The organism is Nocardioides caricicola, from assembly GCF_039541135.1.
Lineage (GTDB): Bacteria > Actinomycetota > Actinomycetes > Propionibacteriales > Nocardioidaceae > Nocardioides > Nocardioides caricicola.
Genome location: NZ_BAABFQ010000007.1, coordinates 493,844 through 510,572, shown reverse-complemented (window position 1 = coordinate 510,572; position 16,729 = coordinate 493,844). Strand labels below are relative to the sequence as shown.

The following is a 16,729-nucleotide window of genomic DNA, read 5'->3' as shown; positions in this document are numbered from 1 at the left end:
GGCGTCCCGTTTCGACCTCGGTGTGGGGGAGTGGATGCCTGCCGCTCAGCGGCTCGCCACTCGTCCTGTTGGTCTAACGGAGATAGTTAGAGATTACCGCCGCGCCTAAAGGATCTCCTTCATGTCCTTCTCGATCTGCTTGCGCTGAAGATGCCCCTCGTAACGCTGGCGGAACGTGTAGAGGTAGTTGACGAGAGCTTCGAAGAACGCGATGGCGTCGTCCGCGTCCTCACGCGACAACGAGGCGTCAACGTCATGTGCGCCAGAGTTCCCAATATTCCGAACAACCGAGGACCACTCGTGCAGGCGCTCATCGATGACCCCAGCGTCCTTCAAGGCGGTCAGTTTCGCGGCGAGAGTCCCGTTCATCTGGCCCTGCTCGGCGCACATGGCTTCGACGCCTCTTCTCGCCATGAGAGCGGCAGCCGTGTAGCAGCGGAACTTGCGACAGCGGATCGCTTCGTCATGAGAGTCCCGGATGCTCTTCGGAACATTCCGGGGTAGCGGCTGGTCAGTCATGGGGAACACCTGCTCCAGAGGACTGTCGCCTCCGTCGTAGTCGGCGTCGCGTCCGAGGACGTAAGGCATTGCGCAACTCGTGCACTTCGCCATCACTCTCTCGAAGGGGTCGAACTCGTCGTCCTCGTCGGGCGTGACCCACCAGCGCTCGACTACTGCGAGGGTTGTCGGCTTCTCGCAGTAGTCGCAGTGCCACGGAATGGTCGGCCGAGGCGCACCGGTCGCCCACGGATCAGTCATGCAGTCGAGGCTAGATCAGATCGCGACTCCTGAACGCGAAACCGGCTCGCGACCCGAACCCGGCGTATCGCGTTCGCCAGACGTGGGGGCGAGGGCGGAGACGGGAGACAGTGCGGCTGCCTACGGCCTGACAGACGCGGGTCGGCCCCGGTGCCCGACGCTGGCCTGATCCTGCGTTCTAGCCCGACTGGCGTCGGCCGCTGCTACCGACCACGTAGCCGGTTGCCCCTGCCGTAGTGCGGTGGGTCTTCGGCCAGCCTCGTGGAGCCTTTGTCCCAGTCGACGTCGCTCGGAGGCAACTGCCGGTGGTCCTCGACGATCTCCGCGTCGACGATGTCTTCATCAACCTCATCAGGCTCGTACGAGACGAGCAGCTCGCCGATGTTCTCCTCCCACTTCGCGAGGGTCAGAGTGATCTCGTTCCGGTTCTCGTACGTCAACAGGAACTCGGCACATCGACGTCGCTCCGCGAACGGGATCTTCTCGTTGCTGAGTGCTCGAACGAGCAGTGAGGCGGCGTCGTCCTGCGCCATCATGATGCGCTCTTGAGCCTTCCTGCGGACCTGTGGCGCGGCTCCACCGTGAGATGCACAGACCGTTGCGCCCTCAATCGGATACTTCTTGCACCGCTCACCGAAGCGGTTCCTGGCGATGCAGCGCTCCGCCGTAGGCAGGATGCCCGCCTTCCGCCTGCGCTTCCTATTGCCCTTGCTCATCGTGCACCTCCATGGGTGATCTCGTCCGTGTGGTCCATGACCAATTCACTCGAAGTCAGCGAGGTTGACCGCGTAGTAGCAGGTCCACTGGACTCGACACGACGGACACGCGTAGGTGCCGTCGAGGCCGCCATCTGACACTTTCGTCTTGACGGGCCAGCACGTCCGACCACACTTCTCGCAACCGTCCGCGTAAGGCAGAGACGCTGCCATCTGCTCGACGAGTTTGAGCCAGTGACGCTGCCCGTCCTCGTACGTGTCGGCGGCGGGACCGACCTCGTTCCGGTTGATCGCCCAGACGAGTTCGTTCAGGGCCTCGCGGACCTTGAAGTACTCGGGCAGCAACCTGTCTCCATGGTCGTAGCTCTCGACTCCAGTCTTGTTCTCACTACTCGGGTTCATCCTTGTTCTCCTAACTAGTTCGATCTGATTCCGGTTGCTGACTCAGCCCATCGAGGTAACGGGGTAACGGAAGGTAACGGCACCACCGGGGGTAACGGCGTACACACCACCGACCTAATTGGTAACCCTTTTGTTAGTAGTAGAGGAGATCCGGTACCCCTATCCCAAGCACAGCCGTTACCTCCCGTTACCTGCGTTGCTTCACGCGTAGATTCACGCATCACGACGGCTTCCGATCACTACCTGCGTGTCGTCTTCACCGAGGTATCTCGTCCACACATCGGCCAGTCCTTCAACGTCTCCGGCCTTGCTGGGCTCGCGGCTATAGCCACGTCGCGGCTCGCCTTGATACTTCACCTGTCGGGACTTCACCCCGTACTGCTCAAGCAGCGTTGCGAGGTCCTTCGCCTCGAGCTCGCGCCCGTAGTAGTCCGACCACGGCGACTCCTCAAAGCCGATCAGCGACTCAAGAATCTCGTCGGTCGGAAGGAACTTCATGGGCTTGCCGCTGTCGCGGTACCTCATCGCAAAGACCGTGCGGAGGTCGCGAAGCAGACGTGTCCGCATCGTCTGCTGTGAGTCCAGGCGGTCGCCCGTCAGAATCGTATCGAGTGCCTTTCGCAGCTCGGCACCCTTCCCGGCGAGGTCGGCGATCGCGAACAGCGAGAAGCAACCTTCCTTCATCCGGTCACTGATGCGTTCGGGCAGATCGCTCGGACGATCATTGGCGGCGGTCTTGCCGTACTCAGCCGCCCAGGCTTCGACGCGTTCCACCAGCGGCGCCGCCTCCTCAACGACGTCCTGGTAGATGAACTCGTCGATCGGCTCGTCCGGCCGGCGACGCTTGAGGCTGATAGGGATCGATCGACGCGACAGCGTGTCCGGGAGGGTTCCGATGCCCGCGAACACCTTGGGGCAGTAGACGTCGAACTCCTTGACCTTGTCCCCGATGAAGCGAGGAACCCGGCCACGTCGGCGGTGACCCTGGTCGAGCATTCCGCGCTGCTCCTCGTGGTACTGCGCGGACTTCGGATTGAACACCGCGTCGATCTCGTCCCACAGCAAGGTGGGCATTGAGTCGTTGACCTTGCGGAACAGCACCGCATCGGAGGGATTGACGATCATCCACGGCTCACGGACCAAGACATCCAAGACCTCCATCAGCCGCGACTTGCCGCACTCCGGCTCGGGCGAGTGGATGAAGATGTAGGGCGTCTGCTGACATCGCTTCGCAATGTGCGTGTGGATCACGTAGACCGCCATCACGAGTCGCTGTTCGTCGCTGAGCACCACGAACCTGCCGATGAACGAAGCCAGGTCGTCGATCAGCGCGAAGTGCTGAGTCTTCTTGGGCTTCTTGCTCATGACGCGAGCCGTCCCTGTTGCCTCGGCCCCCTCGTCGGCGCGGCCTGCACCAGAGCCCGCAGATCGTTTGGGGTGTGCCCAGCCACGAAGTAGTCATCTAGGCCCTGCTTGGCACCGTTCTGTCCCGCTGGCAGGTCAACCCAGAAGACCCGTGCGCCGCGTTCCCGCAGGAACCGCGTGAGACGCCATCGAGCATCCTGGACACCGGGCTTCGAGACGAGGTCGCTGTCGTAGACGATCGTGAAGGCGCGGCCATCCGTGGGGATCGCGTCCCACTCGTCGCAGAGTTCGGAGTCAGCTCGTCGGCCGTTCTCGTCCCGAGACCGGTAGACGAAGTTCCACACGCCGGACAGGCCCAGGCACACGAGCCCTCGTGACGTCGCCGCGTCCGCCTTCTTGTGGCCCTCGGTGATGAGCACATCGACCGAAGAGTCTTGTAGCGCCTCTCGCATGGACGGGTGGACGTCGATGTAATTGCGAGCGCCGTCAGGGTGCGCGTACTTCATGACTTCGCGCTTCCCTGAACGTGAGGAGTACGTGATCGGCACGTCGGGCCGATAGATCACTGGCGGAACGTCAGAGGCGGGGGCACTAGCGGGAAGGTGGAGAGGGATCAGCAGGCCCTTGTCGCTTCGACGCCAGGACGCACGCGGACGGAAACCGAGTTCTCTCAACTCGTCCAGGCTGCGAACGGTGCGATAGCCGCGCTGCTCGATGACCTCGCGCGAAATGCCGCTCTCCTGCGTCAATTGCCGGAGATGTCGCCCGCTGAGAGGCTTCTTGGACATGGCTACTTCCTTCAAGTCTGTGTTCGGGCGCGGTTGGTAGACCGAGTGAGGCGAGGTAGAGGCGGGGACTGCCTCTTTACAACCGGGGACCTCGCCCCACTCGGGGTCAGGCGGCTACCAGTTGTCGCGGCGGCGCTTCTCGGAAGCGGGGACCGGCACGACGTTGAGTCCACCGCGTCGGTCGTTGAGAGCCGTGAGCACGAGCGCCGGAAGACGCTCGGCCTTCTCCTGCTTCGACAGGTGCCGGTACTCAGCGGTGAGGTAGTAGAACAACTCGCGGAGCGGACAGACCGAGCGGAGGCCGGACTGATCCCGGAGCCACTGGTCGTAGATGCCGCGGATGAGCTCGGCTTCGACCGTACGTGGACCCGACTGCTGGTTGGCCGTGATGCCGTGGCTGTTCTTCAACGCGAGGACTTCGCGCCATGTGAACGGCGGCCGATCGACAACGCTGGTGGGCTGATCTTCCTTAGGCTTTGCGGTGAACACCACGCACTCTCCTTTGGCGTGAGAGGCCCTCCACGGCGATGTTGGCTGCGCCGTCGTGGAGTGGCCGGTGGTGAAGTCGCTAGCCTCTGTCGACTTCGGGATTTAGTCGGTCAGCGACGACTGCGATAGCGGTTCATCTCGTCGGCGAGTCGGGGAACCTGATGGGCCAGCGCGGGCCACTTCTCGAAAAAGGCCTCGTAGTAGCCGTCAGGATTCGCCTCAACTCCGGAGATGGTCTCCTCGGTCGTCGCCACTGCCGAGATAGCGTTGGCATGCGCGTTCTGCGCACGACGAAGGCGCGTCAACTCCGCAACGAGCTCGTCGATCGAGTCGTATGCGCCATCCTGTGCCATGACAATGAGATCGTCGGCGGCACGCGTTTCCTCGCGAATCGTCTTCGCCAACTCTGCACACCGATCCTGATTGCGCTGCTTGGCTTTTCTAACCCAGTCGAGGCCGACCTTCCGACGACGAATACTCTCGCCTCGCGTGTATCGCTCAGCATGGGCGAGTTCGTTGGGGCTCACGTTCGGCTGATCCTTGAACGAATCAAGCTCCTGCTCGGGAGTGGGGATCACGGGCATGTCAGATTCCTCGGTTCTGGAGGTGAGGAGGCAGCGCCTCCTGCCGGACGGTCTGGGCGGATGCCAGCGCAGCGTCAAGTTCACGCTGCCGTCGCTTCTCTCCGAGCACGGCGTCCTCGGCCTGACGGATCTTGCGCTGAAGGTTGGATAGATGGTCACTTCGAAGCTCACCGGCCGACGGCATGGCAAACCTCCTCAAGGGTCGTGTCGATCGTCGCGATTGCGTCGTCCACCTGCTGATTTACGCGCGCTTGTTCAATCAGGGCTCGAATGAGCTTGCTCGGCTTGATTCCGCTCATTCCCGAGATATCCCGAAGAAAAGTCATCTGCTCTGCCGTCAGACGCACGACAATCTGCTCTGGAAAATCGGACTTAGTCTTGGGCATCTTCACTCCTCCCGCATGTCGGCGGTTCTGCTAACCGCATTGCCATAAACCTACAAAATTGGCAATGCAATCTGGGGTGATCTGCATCTCGATCTTTCCGCGTAAAGAATCGAGGTGGTTTATCGAGATAAATATCAGTCGCATTCCAAGTTGCTTTCGGCCCACGATGCGAGATCTGACTCGCGGTACTTCACTCGTCGGCCGAACTTCACAGCGCGCAGGTCGCCAGATCGTCGGGCTCGGATCAGAGTGCTGACATGGAGGCCGTACAGCGCGGCAGCCTCGGGCTGGTCGAGCAGCCGCTCAACCTTCGGTGTGGTTCTCATCGGTGTTCCTCACGGTGTTGACGACGACCTGAGAAACAGAAACGCCCAGGGGGACGCCGCTGTCGCGGTCGTCGCCTCCTAGGCGGTAATCGGTGCTATTGAGTTGTGCAAACACAAGCCTAAGTCAATCCGGGCCGTCCGTGCGTCGGGATCGAAGCCGTGTAGCCGGGGCTACTTGCGGGGCTACCCGCCGAGCGAAGTCCGACGAAGTCCGACGAAGCCCGGCGAACCCGGACGAAACTCGAAACCGGCCGCTGGCCTGGCGAAACTCGGTTGGCACGCTCAGGTCGAACTTCTCGGAGGATGGGCCGAATCAAGTTCGCAATGAGAAGGTCAGGGGTTCGAATCCCCTCAGCTCCACCAGGAACCCGCAGCCCCGGCTGCGGGTTTGTTGTTGGTAGCGCGCTCTGCCGTTGGCAATGAGAAGGTAAGGGGTTCGAATCCCCTCAGCTCCACCAGGAACCCGCAGCCCCGGCTGCGGGTTTGTTGTTGGTAGCGCGCTCTGCCGTTGGCAATGAGAAGGTCAGGGGTTCGAATCCCCTCAGCTCCACCAGGAACCCGCAGCCCCGACTAGCGCATGCGGAACCGGAGGCTTCGAGCCTCCCCGGTCCACGCGAACGACAACGACCCGCAGCCCACGGCTGCGGGTCGTTCGCGTGGTGAGGTCAGGCGAGGTCGATCGCGACGTCGATGTTCCCACGGGTGGCGTTCGAGTACGGGCAGACCTGGTGGGCCTGCTCGACGAGCTGGCGCACGACGTCCTCGTCGGCGTTCGGCACGCTCACCTCGAGGCGGACCGCGAGCTGGAAGCCGCCGGCGTCGTTGCTGCCGAGCGAGACGTCCGCGACGACCTCGGAGTCGGTGGTGTCGACCTTGGCCTGGCCGGCCACCAGGCGCAGCGCGCTGTGGAAGCAGGCGGCGTACCCGGCGGCGAACAGGAGCTCGGGGTTCGCGGCGTCGCCGGAGCCGCCGAGCTCGCGCGGGAGGCGGACGTCGAGGTCGAGGACGCCGTCGGTGGACTGGACGTGGCCGTTGCGGCCGTCGCCGGTCGCGGCGACGGAGGCGGTGTAGAGAGAATTCATGTGCGCAATCATATTGCGCGCAATCAGATCAGGTCAACGCTAAACTGGGTGCATGACCGCCCGGCACCCGCAGCTGGCCCTCGACCAGCAGATCTGCTTCCCGCTGTACGCCGCCAGCCGGGCGATGACGCGGGCCTACGCCGACCTGCTCGGCCCGGTCGGGCTCACCTACCCGCAGTACCTCGTGCTCTTGGCGCTCTGGGAGGCGTCGGTGCCGATGAGCGTGGGCGAGCTGGGTGCGCGGCTGCAGCTGGACTCCGGGACGCTGACCCCGCTGCTCAAGCGCCTCGAAGGCATGGGGCACGTCGAGCGCCGCCGCGACCCGGACGACGAACGGCGGGTGCTCGTGGAGCTGACCCGGTCCGGCGTCGATCTGCAGGACGCGGTCGCGGAGGTGCCGGCCGCGCTGATCGCCGCCGAGCCGCTGACCCTCGAGCAGGTCGAGGACCTCCGCCGCCGCCTCGACGAGGTCCTGGCCGCGGCCCGGGCCGGCTGAGCCGCCCCTCTCAGGTGGCCGAGAGGTCGGCGATCTCGCCGGCCCGGAAGGCCTCGACGAACAGCGCGTGGTCGCGCCGGGCGGTGGCGGCGTACGACACCGCGAAGTCCACGAGGTCCTCGACGAACTCGTCCTCGCGGTCACCGATGACCGCCACGATGGCCTCCTCGGTCTGGAAGTCGACGAGCCGCTCGTCGCTGTCCTCGTCGGAGGCGCAGTGCACCTTCGCCGTCGCGCGACCGAGGTCGGCGAGCAGGGGAGCGATCTCCTCGGGCTCGGTGACGTCGCTCCACTCCAGGTCGAGCTCGTACGGCGAGAGCTCCGAGACGACGAAGCCGGTGTCGTCGATCGTGGTCCAGCCGAGGAGCCGGTCGGCATGGGCCTGCAGCGCCCGCTGGCTGACCACCGTGCGGTGGCCGTCGTTCTCGAAGAAGTCCGTCAACCGCTCGTCGTCGACGACCCGGGCGAGGGTGGGCCGGTTGCCCTGCTTCATGGAGATGACGATGTCGTTCTCGAGCGCCTGGTTGAAGCCCTCGATCAGCACGTTGTACGCCGGCAGCCCGGCGCTGCCGATGCCGAACCCGGTGCTGGCCACGACGTCCTTGACGTCGTAGAACACCGGCTGGGAGAACCGCTTCGACTCGGGGATGGTCTCGAGGTACCGGTTGAACGCCGCCAGCACCTGCGAGCGCTCGGACGCGCTCAGGTGCCGGGCCTGGTCGCCGTCGGCGAACCGGCGCTCGTGGTCGACCACCTCCGTCATCGAGTCGAGCATGGCGATCCGGGTCTGCGTTCGGGCCGCCTGCAGCACCGCGTGGACGGGTCCCTCGGTGTTGTCGAGGCGCAGCGAGAAGTCGCCGAGGTCGTCGTCGGTCGCGCAGTAGCGGCGCACCTGCTCGAGGTAGGAGCGGAGGTAGAGCGCCGCCAGGTCACGGATGTCCTCCTCGGGCAGCGCCTTCTGCCAGCACATCAGCGCCAGGCTCGCGCAGAAGCGGCGCAGGTCCCACGAGAAATGACCGAGGTAGGCCTCGTCGAAGTCGTTGACGTCGAAGACCAGGAAGCCCTCGTCGTTCATGTAGGTGCCGAAGTTCTCCACGTGCAGGTCCCCGTGGATCCACACCCGCGACGTCCGGTCGTCGGCCCACGCGTCGTCGAGCTCCGCCACGTCGGCGGAGAACAGGCACGCCGACCCACGGAAGAACGCGAACGGGTCGGCCGCCATCTTGCGGAACTTCGTCCGGAAGCCGTGCGGGTCGGCGCGGAGCAGGGCGGCGAACGCGTCACCGAGCACGTCGGAGATCTGCTGGCTGCGGGCGTCGTCCTTGCTTCCCATCCCAGCAGCCTAGGCGGACGCTCAGGCTCCGCCCGCCGGCAGCGCCTCGAGCAGGATCTCCGGGTTGTCGCGGGCGGTGACGTTCGCGCGCCAGTTGTCCACGAACAGCGCCAGGTGCGTGCCGTCGGAGCGCTCGAGCACCTCGACGCCGCGCATGCCGGCCAGGGCTGTCGCACCCTCGGCGTTCGTACGCCGCGCGACCTGGTAGTCCAAGCGGGACAGGCGGATCGGTGAGTTGAACTCGTTGGTCATCCGCTCCTGCACGACCTCGAACTGCATCGGCCCGACGGCTGCGAGCACCGGGCTCTGGTCGCCGCGCAGGTCGGAGCGCAGCACCTGGACGACGCCCTCCTGGTCGATCTGGTCGATGCCCTTGCGGAACTGCTTGTACCGGCTGATGTCCGCGGCGGTCGCGGTCATGAAGTGCTCCGGCGCGAAGCTCGGGACCGGCGGGTACTCGATCGCGTCGCCGACGTACATCGTGTCGCCGACGCGCAGCGCCTGAGCGTTGACCAGGCCGATGATGTCGCCGGGGAAGGCCTCGTCGATCGAGGTCAGCTCCCGGCCGAAGACCGCCTGCGCGTACTTCGTCGCGAACGGCCGTCCGGTCGCTGCGTGGGTGACGATCATGCCGCGCTCGAACGTGCCGGAGACCACGCGCGCGTAGGCGAGCCGGTCGCGGTGCGAGGCGTTCATGCCGGACTGCACCTTGAAGACGAACGCGCTGAACTCGTCGTCGACCTGGCGCACCGACCCGTCGACGCCCTCGGTGGGACCCGGCGCGGGCGCCAGGTCGAGCAGCAGCTCGAGCAGCTGCGCGACGCCGAAGTTCTGCAGCGCGGAGGCGAACATCACCGGCGTCGTCTCGCCGGCGAGGAAGCGCTCCTGGTCGTGGTCGGCGTCGTCGAGCGTCAGCAGCTCGTGCTCCTCGACCGCCACCTCCCAGACCTGCTGGTCGTCGGCGTCGACCTCGGAGGCCGGCATCCGCCGCTCCGGCGCGCGGGTCGCGCCGCCGGCGGTGCGGGTGTACTTCACGAACTCGCCCGTACGTCGGTCCAGCACCCCGCGGAAGTCGCCGGCCTCGCCGACCGGCCAGGTCAGCGGCGTCGGGCGCAGCTTGATCTGCTTCTCGATCAGGTCCATCAGCTCCAGCGCGGACAGGCCCGGCCGGTCCCACTTGTTGATGACCGTGATCACCGGGATGCCGCGCAGCGCGCAGACCTTGAACAGCTTGAGCGTCTGCGGCTCGAGACCCTTGCCGGCGTCGACGAGCATCACGGCTGAGTCGACGGCCGAGAGCACCCGGTAGGTGTCCTCGGAGAAGTCGCTGTGGCCCGGGGTGTCGACGAGGTTGACCACGTGGTCGCCGTACTCGAACTGCAGCGCGGCCGACGTGATCGAGATCCCGCGCGCCTTCTCCATCTCCATCCAGTCGGAGACGGTGGCGCGTCGCCCGCCCTTGCCGTGCACGGCGCCGGCCTCGGTGATCACCCGCGCGTGCAGCGCGAGGGCCTCGGTGAGCGTCGACTTCCCGGCGTCCGGGTGGCTGATGACGGCAAAGGTACGGCGGGGACGGGTGTCGGACACCCGCAGAATCTACCGGGCGTCGGCACTCGGAACCGCTTCGGCGAGAGCAGGACGGGACCCCGGCACTCGGGTACCGGGGTCTCGCCGTACGGGGTGCTCCTCGATCAGTCGATCTTCTGCAGCGATCCTCCGAGCTCGGGGTCGGGGAAGATCGGGCCGACGACGTAGGGGTTCTCGGCGACGTCGACACCGCCGGGCAGGATCAGCTGGCCAGGCACCAGCTCGGTGATCGTGGCCGTCCCGCCGTGGCGGCCACGGTGGTGGTTGCCGTAGTTCTTGCTGACCACATACAGGCCGCCGACCTCGGCGCCCGGGATCGGCGTCGGGCTCTCGACCGCGAGCCAGCTCATCTTCGACAGCGTGAGCGCATAGATCCCGCGGTAGCCGGCGCCGAGGTCCACGATCGAGGTCAGGCCGTCGGCGTACCGCTTGCAGTCACCCCAGGGGTGCTCGGGGTCGCACACCGCGTCCGTCGTGCCCGGCTTGATCCGCCAGATCTGCGACGTCCCGGGGGTGGCGGGATAGCCACGCAGCTCGCCGACGTACCAGTTCCCGTCCTTGCCCACGGTCACCGAGGTGGCGACCGCCTCGGCCGCGACCGTCTTCCCCGCGTCGGGCAGACCGGCCGGGGTCACGACCTCGCGCGGCATCAACCGCGCGACCGTCTCGATGTCGCCGTACCTCGACACGCGCAGGAGGTCGTTGCCGGCGGCGTCCGCCACCAGCACGCTGCCGTCCGCGAGCGCCGCGAGGCCGAACGGGTTGCTGTCCTTCGGGAGGTTCTCGAGGTCGTAGGGGTCCGGGTCGGACGCCTGGTACGCCGCGATGTTCGCGACCTCGACCGGGTCGTCCCAGCCCCAGCGCCACTTGTACAGACGGGCCGCGGTCGGGTCGGTCGGCTCACCCCCACCCGTCAGGAGCCAGACCGTGCCGTCCCGGCCGGCCGAGATCGCCGGGGCGAACCCGGTCTCGATCTGGCCGAGCGGGATCTTCTTCGTCGTGGACCCGGACGAGCCGTGGCGCTCACCGCGCCAGACGCGCTTGCCCTCGACGACGAGGCTGAACGTGCCGTCGCCCTCGGTGATCAGGGCCTTCCCGTGTCCGAGGGCGTCGAGCCCACGCGGACCGCTCAGCCCGTCCAGGACGGGGTGCAGCGTGCCGGGATAGTCACTGTCCCAGCCGCCGTGACCGGCGACCGCCGGTCCGGGTGCCCAGGCCGTGAGCATGAGCGCGAGCGCAGCTCCGGCCGTGCCGATCATGCGCGTCCGTCGTGTCGTCATGAGTCCCCTCCCGAGGCTCTGGAGATGTCTCCTTCTGCCTATGCCCGCGACACGACACCGGGCAATTCCCAAAACTGGGTACGTGGGAGGTGGGTCGCTCAGCCGGCCGAGGCCCGGCGTGCGCTGCGCTGCTCCTGGCGCGTGGCGCGCAGCCGGCGCAGCCGCCGGACCAGGCGCGGGGCGTGCGCCTCGGCGGCCGGGTTGTCGATCAACCGGTTCAGCAGCTGGTGGTAGCCGGTCGGGTCGAGCGCGAACCGCGCCTGGACCTCGGCCTCCTTGGCGCCGGCGTGGCTCACCCAGTCCTGCTCGAACTCGAGGATCTCCCGATCGAGGTCGGTGAGCTCGGGGTGGTCGGCGTGCATGGGTACCAGGGTGACATCCAGCGGCGGGTTCGGCGAAGTCGGCACGCGCTCAGACGTTGCCGAGGAACCGCTCGATCTCGATGCGTACGGCGACCCGCAGCGGGTTCGGCTGGGGCTGGCGGTAGCGCAGCGCGTACTGGTCCATCGCCCGGCGTACCGACTGCTCGTCGTTGTGCACGCGCGCCGTGCCCTCGAGCGTCGACCAGCGGCCGCCGTCGACCTGACACGCCGCCACCCGCACCGAGTGGGTCAGGTTGGCGACCTTCTGCGAGGTGCTGAAGGTGATCACCCACGCGCACTTGGCCTCCGTGTCGAGCGCGACGCCGACCGGGACGACGTGCGGCGTGCCGTCCGCGCGGAGGGTGGTGAGCGTGCACAGGTGCCGCTCGGTCCAGAAGTCCAGCAGGGGCCGGGGAAATGCGTTCCAGTCGGGGCGCCAGGAGGTCACGGCGCCACTCTGTCAGATCCAGCGGGAGAACCAGACCCGGTCCAGCCACTCGGAGTGCGTGAGCAGCTGGTTGGTGTAGATGGGCCAGAACCACGCGAAGTTCAGCAGCGCGAGCAGGAAGAACGTGCCGGAGAGGATCACGCCGAAGGTACGCCGGCCCGAGGGGGCGGTCGACGCGCCGATCAGCTTGCCCATCGCCAGCACCAGCGCGAGCACGACGAACGGCAGCGTCAGCACGGCGTAGAAGCTGAAGATGGGCCGGTCGTCGTACAGCAGCCAGGGCAGCCAGGTGGACGCGACTCCGACGACGGCGACGCCGAAGCGCCAGTCCCGCGCGCCGACCCACATCACCAGCGCGAACGCGACCGCGGCGATGCCGCCCCACCAGATGGTGGGGTTGCCGAGCAGCAGCACCTGGCGCAGGCAGTCGCTGCCCTCGGGGGCGTTGCAGCCCTGCGTGCCGGGCTGGATGTCGACGTCGGCGGCGACGCCGACGGGGCGGTTGAGCAGCAGCCAGCCCGAGGGCTTCGAGGCATACGTGTGCGTGCTGCAGTTGAGGAAGTGGCTGTGGAACGCGTAGAGGTCCTGGTGGTAGTACCAGAGCGACCGCAGCGACTGCACGGCCTCGCCCGCGCCGGAGGCGTCCGGCTCGGTGGCGGTCGGCCAGCGCGCGTCCTCGTCCGGGTTCTCGGATACGAACGAGTCGCCCTCGCAGTGGCCGGAGCCGGTGAACTTCGTGTACTGGGTCGACGACAGGCTGTCCTCGTACTTGTCGGCGTGCACCAGCCAGCCCGTCCAGCTGGCGACGTACACGACGAACGCGACCAGCACGAGGTGCACGAACGCCGGGATCCCGTCGACGACCGCGGAGCGCAGGGTCGCGGCCCGGACGCCGAACGAGCGCCGGGCGCCCGCGGACCAGAACCAGACGAGCAGGCCGAACGCCGCGAGCGGGTACGCCGCGGTCCACTTGGTGCCGAGCGCCAGACCGAAGCAGAGCCCCGAGGCCAGCAGCCAGGGCCGGAACAGCAGGCCGCGGACGGGCCCCCACGCAGAGGTGTCCTCGATCTGGGCGGGCACGAGCCGCGCCATCTTCGCGCGGTACCAGTCGCGGTCGGCGACCGCGCAGTGCACGCCGCAGAGCACGAAGAACGCCAGGAAGATGTCGAGCAGCGCGAGCCGCGACAGCACGAACTGCAGCCCGTCGAAGCTGAGCAGGAGCCCGGCGACGATGCCGAGCGCGGTGGACCCGGTGATCCGGCGCGCGAACCGGCACATCACCAGCACCATGAGCGCGCCGACGACGGCCGCGGCGATCCGCCAGCCGAACGGGTCCATCCCGAACGTCTTCTCGCCCAGCGCGATCAGCCACTTGCCGACCTCGGGGTGGACGATCATCGACGGGCCGTCGGTCCAGTGGCCGTCGACCTGCCCGTCGAGGATGCGGTCGTTCGCCTTCTCGGTGTACCCACGCACGTAGCCGTGGTTGAGCAGCGACCACGCGTCCTTGGCGTAGTACGTCTCGTCGAACTCGAACTCGTGCGGCTTGCCGAGCTTCCACAGCCGCAGGAACAGCGCGAGCAGCGCGACGCTGATGCTCGCGGTCCAGCCGACGAAGGGGTCCTCGAGCCGGATCCGGCCGCGGGCCCGGGCCCAGGCGGACGGGACGGGACGGCCCGCGGCGTTCGTGGAGAGAGTGACCCGCTCCTGCTGAGGCTCGGGAGGAGCGGCGGTCGTCACGGGCCGAGGATACGGGCTGACAGGATGGCCCCGTGGATCCTGACGCCGGTGTGCTCGTGCTCGCAGCCACCCCCATCGGCCGGGTCGCGGACGCCCCGCCCCGGCTGGCCGAGGAGCTCGCGACGGCCGACGTGGTCGCGGCGGAGGACACCCGCCGGCTCAAGCGGCTCACCACCGACCTCGGCGTGAGCGTGACGGGGCGGGTGGTGTCGTACTTCGAGGGCAACGAGTCCGCCCGCACGCCGGTGCTGCTCGAGGCGCTGCTGGCCGGGGAGCGGGTGCTGCTCGTCACCGACGCCGGCATGCCGAGCGTGTCCGACCCCGGCTACCGGCTGGTGGCCGCGGCGGTCGAGCACGACGTGCTGGTGACGGCCGTCCCGGGCCCGTCCGCGGTGCTGACCGCGCTGGCCGTCAGCGGGCTGCCCGTCGACCGGTTCTGCTTCGAGGGGTTCCTCCCGCGCAAGGCGGGCGAGCGGTCACGCCGGCTCGCGGCCCTCGGGAAGGAGGAGCGGACGATGGTGTTCTTCGAGGCGCCGCACCGCACCGAGGCCGCGCTGGCCGCGATGGCCGATGCCCTCGGCGGGGACCGGCCGGCGGCCGTGTGCCGCGAGCTCACCAAGACCCACGAGGAGGTACGCCGCGGCTCGCTGGCCGAGCTCGCCGCGTGGGCCGCCGACGGCATCCGCGGCGAGGTGACCATCGTCGTCGCGGGCGCCGCACCCTCCGCCGAGGTCGGCTCGGACCCCGACAGCCTGCGCGCCGCCGTCGCCGACCTCGAGGGCGAGGGCGTCTCGCGCAAGGAGGCGATCGTCGAGGTGGCCCGGCGGGCCGGGGTGCCGAAACGGGAGGTCTACAACCTGGTCCACGGGGCACCGAGCTGACATGAGCCACCCGATCACCCAGTTCACCAACGACGGCCTGACGTTCGACGTCCTCGACGAGGGGCCGTCCGACGGCCCACCCGTGGTGCTGCTGCACGGATTCCCCGAGCGGTCGAGCAGCTGGCGGCACGTCGCGCCGCTGCTGCACGCCGCCGGGTTCCGGACCCTCGCGCCGGACCAGCGCGGCTACTCGCGCGGCGCGCGGCCGAGCCGGCGACGCGACTACACCCTCCGGCGCCTGGTCGGTGACGTGGTCGCGCTCGTCGAGCGGGTCGGCGGGCCCGTGCACCTCGTCGGCCACGACTGGGGCGCCAGCGTCGCGTGGTCCGTGGCCGCGCTGCGGCCCGACCTGGTCCGCACCCTGACCGCGGTCTCGGTGCCGCACCCGGCGGCGTTCGTCGAGGCCATGCTGAGCTCCAGCCAGCTCGCGAAGTCCTGGTACATGGGACTGTTCCAGCTCCCGTGGCTGCCGGAGTGGGCCGCGCACCGCCCGGGCGGCCAGTTCGAGCGCGCCCTGCTGCGCGGAGGGATGACCGGCCCCGACGTCGAGCGGTTCCGCGCCGAGATCGTCGAGGACGGCGCGCTGCCGTACGCCCTGAACTGGTACCGCGCGATCCCGTTCCTCGACCCGGGCGCCACCGGTCAGAAGGTCCGCGTGCCCACGACCCACGTCTGGAGCGACCACGACGTCGCGCTCGCCCGCCGCGGGGCCGACCGGACCGAGGACTGGGTGGACGCGCCGTACGAGCTCGTCGTGCTCGAGGGCGTCACCCACTGGATCCCCACCCAGGCGCCGGCGGCGCTGGCCGAGGTGATCCTCGAGAGGATCACCGCATGAGCCGTCCCGAGGCGCCGGAGCCGCTGCCGCACCCGGTCGTCGACAACCACTGCCACCTCGACATCGCGCGGGGCGACGAGGCCGCGCTGCCGGTCGAGGAGGCGCTCGCGGCTGCCGCCGCGGTCGGCGTGACCCGGATCGTCCAGATCGGCTGCGACCTGGGCGGCGCGCGCTGGGCCGTCGAGGCGGCGGCGACGTACGACGCCCTGGTGGCCGGGGTCGCGCTGCACCCCAACGAGGCCCCGCGGCTGCCGTCGCTCGACGACGCCATGGCCGAGATCGAGGCGCTCGCGTCGGCGCACGACAAGGTGCGCGCGGTGGGGGAGACCGGCCTCGACCACTTCCGCACCGCCGAGGAGGGGCGCGCGGTGCAGGTCGAGTCGTTCCGCCGGCACATCGACCTCGCGAAGCGGCTCGACAAGACCCTGGTCATCCACGACCGCGACGCCCACGACGACGTGCTCGCGGTGCTCGACTCCGAAGGCGCGCCCGAGCGCTGGGTGATGCACTGCTTCTCGGGCGACGCGGCGTTCGCGCGGCGCTGCCTCGACCGCGGCGCCTACCTGTCGTTCGCCGGCACCGTGACGTTCAAGAACGCCGAGCCTCTCCGGGAGGCGCTCGCGGTGACGCCACGCGACCGGGTGCTCGTCGAGACCGACGCGCCGTACCTCACGCCGATGCCGCACCGCGGCCGCACCAACGCGTCGTACCTGGTCCCGCTCACGATGCGGCTGATGGCGTCCGTTCGTGGTGACGACCTGGGTGAGCTGTGTGCCGCGGTGGACGCGAACACCGAGGCGGCGTTCGGTGGGGCGTGGGGGTGAGTGTCGGATTCCCCGGTGCACCGGGGAATCCGTCACTTCCTGG

The 16,729-nt window shown here is 68.0% G+C and carries 20 protein-coding genes; 4 read left to right on the top strand and 16 right to left on the bottom strand.

All coding sequences use genetic code 11. The features are described 5' to 3' along the window. Positions 1 to 105: 105 nt before the first annotated feature. The 10 genes from ABD875_RS16540 to ABD875_RS16500 all read right to left on the bottom strand — a co-directional run bounded on the left by ABD875_RS16540 (position 106) and on the right by ABD875_RS16500 (position 6,906). Positions 106 to 759: a DUF4145 domain-containing protein gene (locus ABD875_RS16540; protein ID WP_345180110.1), complete on the bottom strand. Its 654-nt coding sequence runs from the start codon at positions 757 to 759 to the stop codon at positions 106 to 108. Positions 760 to 962: 203 nt separating this feature from the next. Continuing rightward, a complete protein-coding gene (locus ABD875_RS16535; protein WP_345180107.1) occupies positions 963 to 1,475 on the bottom strand; it encodes a hypothetical protein in 513 nt (170 codons plus the stop codon). Between the two features lie 45 nt (positions 1,476 to 1,520). Next, on the bottom strand, positions 1,521 to 1,877 hold the full coding sequence (locus ABD875_RS16530; protein ID WP_345180103.1) for a hypothetical protein: 357 nt from the start codon (positions 1,875 to 1,877) through the stop codon (positions 1,521 to 1,523). A gap of 213 nt (positions 1,878 to 2,090) precedes the next feature. Then, the gene (locus tag ABD875_RS16525; protein ID WP_345180101.1) at positions 2,091 to 3,242 is read right to left on the bottom strand and encodes a DUF3631 domain-containing protein; all 1,152 of its coding nucleotides are present in this window, start codon (positions 3,240 to 3,242) and stop codon (positions 2,091 to 2,093) included. Next, positions 3,239 to 4,030, bottom strand: coding sequence for a DUF3854 domain-containing protein (locus ABD875_RS16520; RefSeq protein ID WP_345180096.1), 792 nt, complete (start codon positions 4,028 to 4,030; stop codon positions 3,239 to 3,241). Before ABD875_RS16520 ends, ABD875_RS16525 begins: the two co-directional genes overlap by 4 nt. A 114-nt stretch (positions 4,031 to 4,144) precedes the next feature. Then, positions 4,145 to 4,522, bottom strand: coding sequence for a hypothetical protein (locus ABD875_RS16515; protein WP_345180093.1), 378 nt, complete (start codon positions 4,520 to 4,522; stop codon positions 4,145 to 4,147). 107 nt (positions 4,523 to 4,629) lie between these two features. Next, positions 4,630 to 5,103 carry a hypothetical protein gene (locus ABD875_RS16510; RefSeq protein WP_345180088.1) on the bottom strand — a complete coding sequence of 158 codons (474 nt, stop codon included), beginning with the start codon at positions 5,101 to 5,103 and terminating at the stop codon, positions 4,630 to 4,632. A gap of 167 nt (positions 5,104 to 5,270) precedes the next feature. After that, positions 5,271 to 5,489, bottom strand: a complete 219-nt coding sequence (locus ABD875_RS16505) for a hypothetical protein (protein ID WP_345180084.1) — start codon at positions 5,487 to 5,489, stop codon at positions 5,271 to 5,273. A 134-nt stretch (positions 5,490 to 5,623) separates the two neighbouring features. Next, a complete protein-coding gene (locus tag ABD875_RS22610; protein ID WP_379187888.1) occupies positions 5,624 to 5,815 on the bottom strand; it encodes a helix-turn-helix domain-containing protein in 192 nt (63 codons plus the stop codon). Positions 5,816 to 6,480: 665 nt separating this feature from the next. Beyond that, on the bottom strand, positions 6,481 to 6,906 hold the full coding sequence (locus ABD875_RS16500; RefSeq protein ID WP_379187952.1) for an organic hydroperoxide resistance protein: 426 nt from the start codon (positions 6,904 to 6,906) through the stop codon (positions 6,481 to 6,483). A gap of 43 nt (positions 6,907 to 6,949) precedes the next feature. On the opposite strand from ABD875_RS16500, the gene ABD875_RS16495 reads away from it, so the two are divergent. Next, positions 6,950 to 7,393, top strand: coding sequence for a MarR family winged helix-turn-helix transcriptional regulator (locus tag ABD875_RS16495; protein ID WP_345180076.1), 444 nt, complete (start codon positions 6,950 to 6,952; stop codon positions 7,391 to 7,393). Between the two features lie 10 nt (positions 7,394 to 7,403). Here ABD875_RS16495 and ABD875_RS16490 read toward each other — a convergent pair whose 3' ends face one another. The 6 genes from ABD875_RS16490 to ABD875_RS16465 all read right to left on the bottom strand — a co-directional run bounded on the left by ABD875_RS16490 (position 7,404) and on the right by ABD875_RS16465 (position 14,143). Further along, entirely contained in the window at positions 7,404 to 8,726 is a 1,323-nt protein-coding gene (locus tag ABD875_RS16490) for a DUF2252 domain-containing protein (protein ID WP_345180073.1), read from the bottom strand. A gap of 21 nt (positions 8,727 to 8,747) precedes the next feature. Then, positions 8,748 to 10,313: a peptide chain release factor 3 gene (locus ABD875_RS16485; protein WP_345180069.1), complete on the bottom strand. Its 1,566-nt coding sequence runs from the start codon at positions 10,311 to 10,313 to the stop codon at positions 8,748 to 8,750. Between the two features lie 104 nt (positions 10,314 to 10,417). After that, a complete protein-coding gene (locus ABD875_RS16480) occupies positions 10,418 to 11,593 on the bottom strand; it encodes a ScyD/ScyE family protein (RefSeq protein WP_345180065.1) in 1,176 nt (391 codons plus the stop codon). Positions 11,594 to 11,691: 98 nt separating this feature from the next. Beyond that, complete coding sequence (locus ABD875_RS16475) at positions 11,692 to 11,955, bottom strand: DUF3263 domain-containing protein (RefSeq protein ID WP_345180062.1); 264 nt, start codon at positions 11,953 to 11,955, stop codon at positions 11,692 to 11,694. A 49-nt stretch (positions 11,956 to 12,004) separates the two neighbouring features. Continuing rightward, a complete protein-coding gene (locus ABD875_RS16470) occupies positions 12,005 to 12,403 on the bottom strand; it encodes a PPOX class F420-dependent oxidoreductase (RefSeq protein WP_345180060.1) in 399 nt (132 codons plus the stop codon). 12 nt (positions 12,404 to 12,415) lie between these two features. Next, complete coding sequence (locus ABD875_RS16465) at positions 12,416 to 14,143, bottom strand: dolichyl-phosphate-mannose--protein mannosyltransferase (protein WP_345180057.1); 1,728 nt, start codon at positions 14,141 to 14,143, stop codon at positions 12,416 to 12,418. A 32-nt stretch (positions 14,144 to 14,175) separates the two neighbouring features. On the opposite strand from ABD875_RS16465, the gene rsmI reads away from it, so the two are divergent. The 3 genes from rsmI to ABD875_RS16450 are packed head-to-tail and all read left to right on the top strand — an operon-like array spanning position 14,176 to position 16,686. Then, positions 14,176 to 15,024 (top strand): 16S rRNA (cytidine(1402)-2'-O)-methyltransferase, encoded by an 849-nt coding sequence (rsmI, locus tag ABD875_RS16460; RefSeq protein WP_345180054.1) that lies wholly within the window; start codon positions 14,176 to 14,178, stop codon positions 15,022 to 15,024. 1 nt (position 15,025) lies between these two features. Next, a complete protein-coding gene (locus ABD875_RS16455) occupies positions 15,026 to 15,862 on the top strand; it encodes an alpha/beta fold hydrolase (protein ID WP_345180050.1) in 837 nt (278 codons plus the stop codon). Next, positions 15,859 to 16,686, top strand: a complete 828-nt coding sequence (locus ABD875_RS16450) for a TatD family hydrolase (RefSeq protein ID WP_345180047.1) — start codon at positions 15,859 to 15,861, stop codon at positions 16,684 to 16,686. Before ABD875_RS16455 ends, ABD875_RS16450 begins: the two co-directional genes overlap by 4 nt. Positions 16,687 to 16,729: the final 43 nt, after the last annotated feature.

Excerpts from the sequence above, each read along its gene's own strand:
- ABD875_RS22610 (WP_379187888.1), bottom strand. The coding sequence starts at position 5,815 with ATGAGAACCACACCGAAGGTTGAGCGGCTGCTCGACCAGCCCGAGGCT.
- ABD875_RS16450 (WP_345180047.1), top strand. The coding sequence starts at position 15,859 with ATGAGCCGTCCCGAGGCGCCGGAGCCGCTGCCGCACCCGGTCGTCGAC.
- ABD875_RS16505 (WP_345180084.1), bottom strand. The coding sequence starts at position 5,489 with ATGCCCAAGACTAAGTCCGATTTTCCAGAGCAGATTGTCGTGCGTCTG.
- ABD875_RS16495 (WP_345180076.1), top strand. The coding sequence starts at position 6,950 with ATGACCGCCCGGCACCCGCAGCTGGCCCTCGACCAGCAGATCTGCTTC.
- ABD875_RS16510 (WP_345180088.1), bottom strand. The coding sequence starts at position 5,103 with ATGCCCGTGATCCCCACTCCCGAGCAGGAGCTTGATTCGTTCAAGGAT.
- ABD875_RS16480 (WP_345180065.1), bottom strand. The coding sequence starts at position 11,593 with ATGACGACACGACGGACGCGCATGATCGGCACGGCCGGAGCTGCGCTC.
- ABD875_RS16540 (WP_345180110.1), bottom strand. The coding sequence starts at position 759 with ATGACTGATCCGTGGGCGACCGGTGCGCCTCGGCCGACCATTCCGTGG.
- ABD875_RS16535 (WP_345180107.1), bottom strand. The coding sequence starts at position 1,475 with ATGAGCAAGGGCAATAGGAAGCGCAGGCGGAAGGCGGGCATCCTGCCT.
- ABD875_RS16525 (WP_345180101.1), bottom strand. The coding sequence starts at position 3,242 with ATGAGCAAGAAGCCCAAGAAGACTCAGCACTTCGCGCTGATCGACGAC.
- ABD875_RS16530 (WP_345180103.1), bottom strand. The coding sequence starts at position 1,877 with ATGAACCCGAGTAGTGAGAACAAGACTGGAGTCGAGAGCTACGACCAT.
- ABD875_RS16455 (WP_345180050.1), top strand. The coding sequence starts at position 15,026 with ATGAGCCACCCGATCACCCAGTTCACCAACGACGGCCTGACGTTCGAC.
- ABD875_RS16475 (WP_345180062.1), bottom strand. The coding sequence starts at position 11,955 with ATGCACGCCGACCACCCCGAGCTCACCGACCTCGATCGGGAGATCCTC.
- ABD875_RS16490 (WP_345180073.1), bottom strand. The coding sequence starts at position 8,726 with ATGGGAAGCAAGGACGACGCCCGCAGCCAGCAGATCTCCGACGTGCTC.
- ABD875_RS16520 (WP_345180096.1), bottom strand. The coding sequence starts at position 4,030 with ATGTCCAAGAAGCCTCTCAGCGGGCGACATCTCCGGCAATTGACGCAG.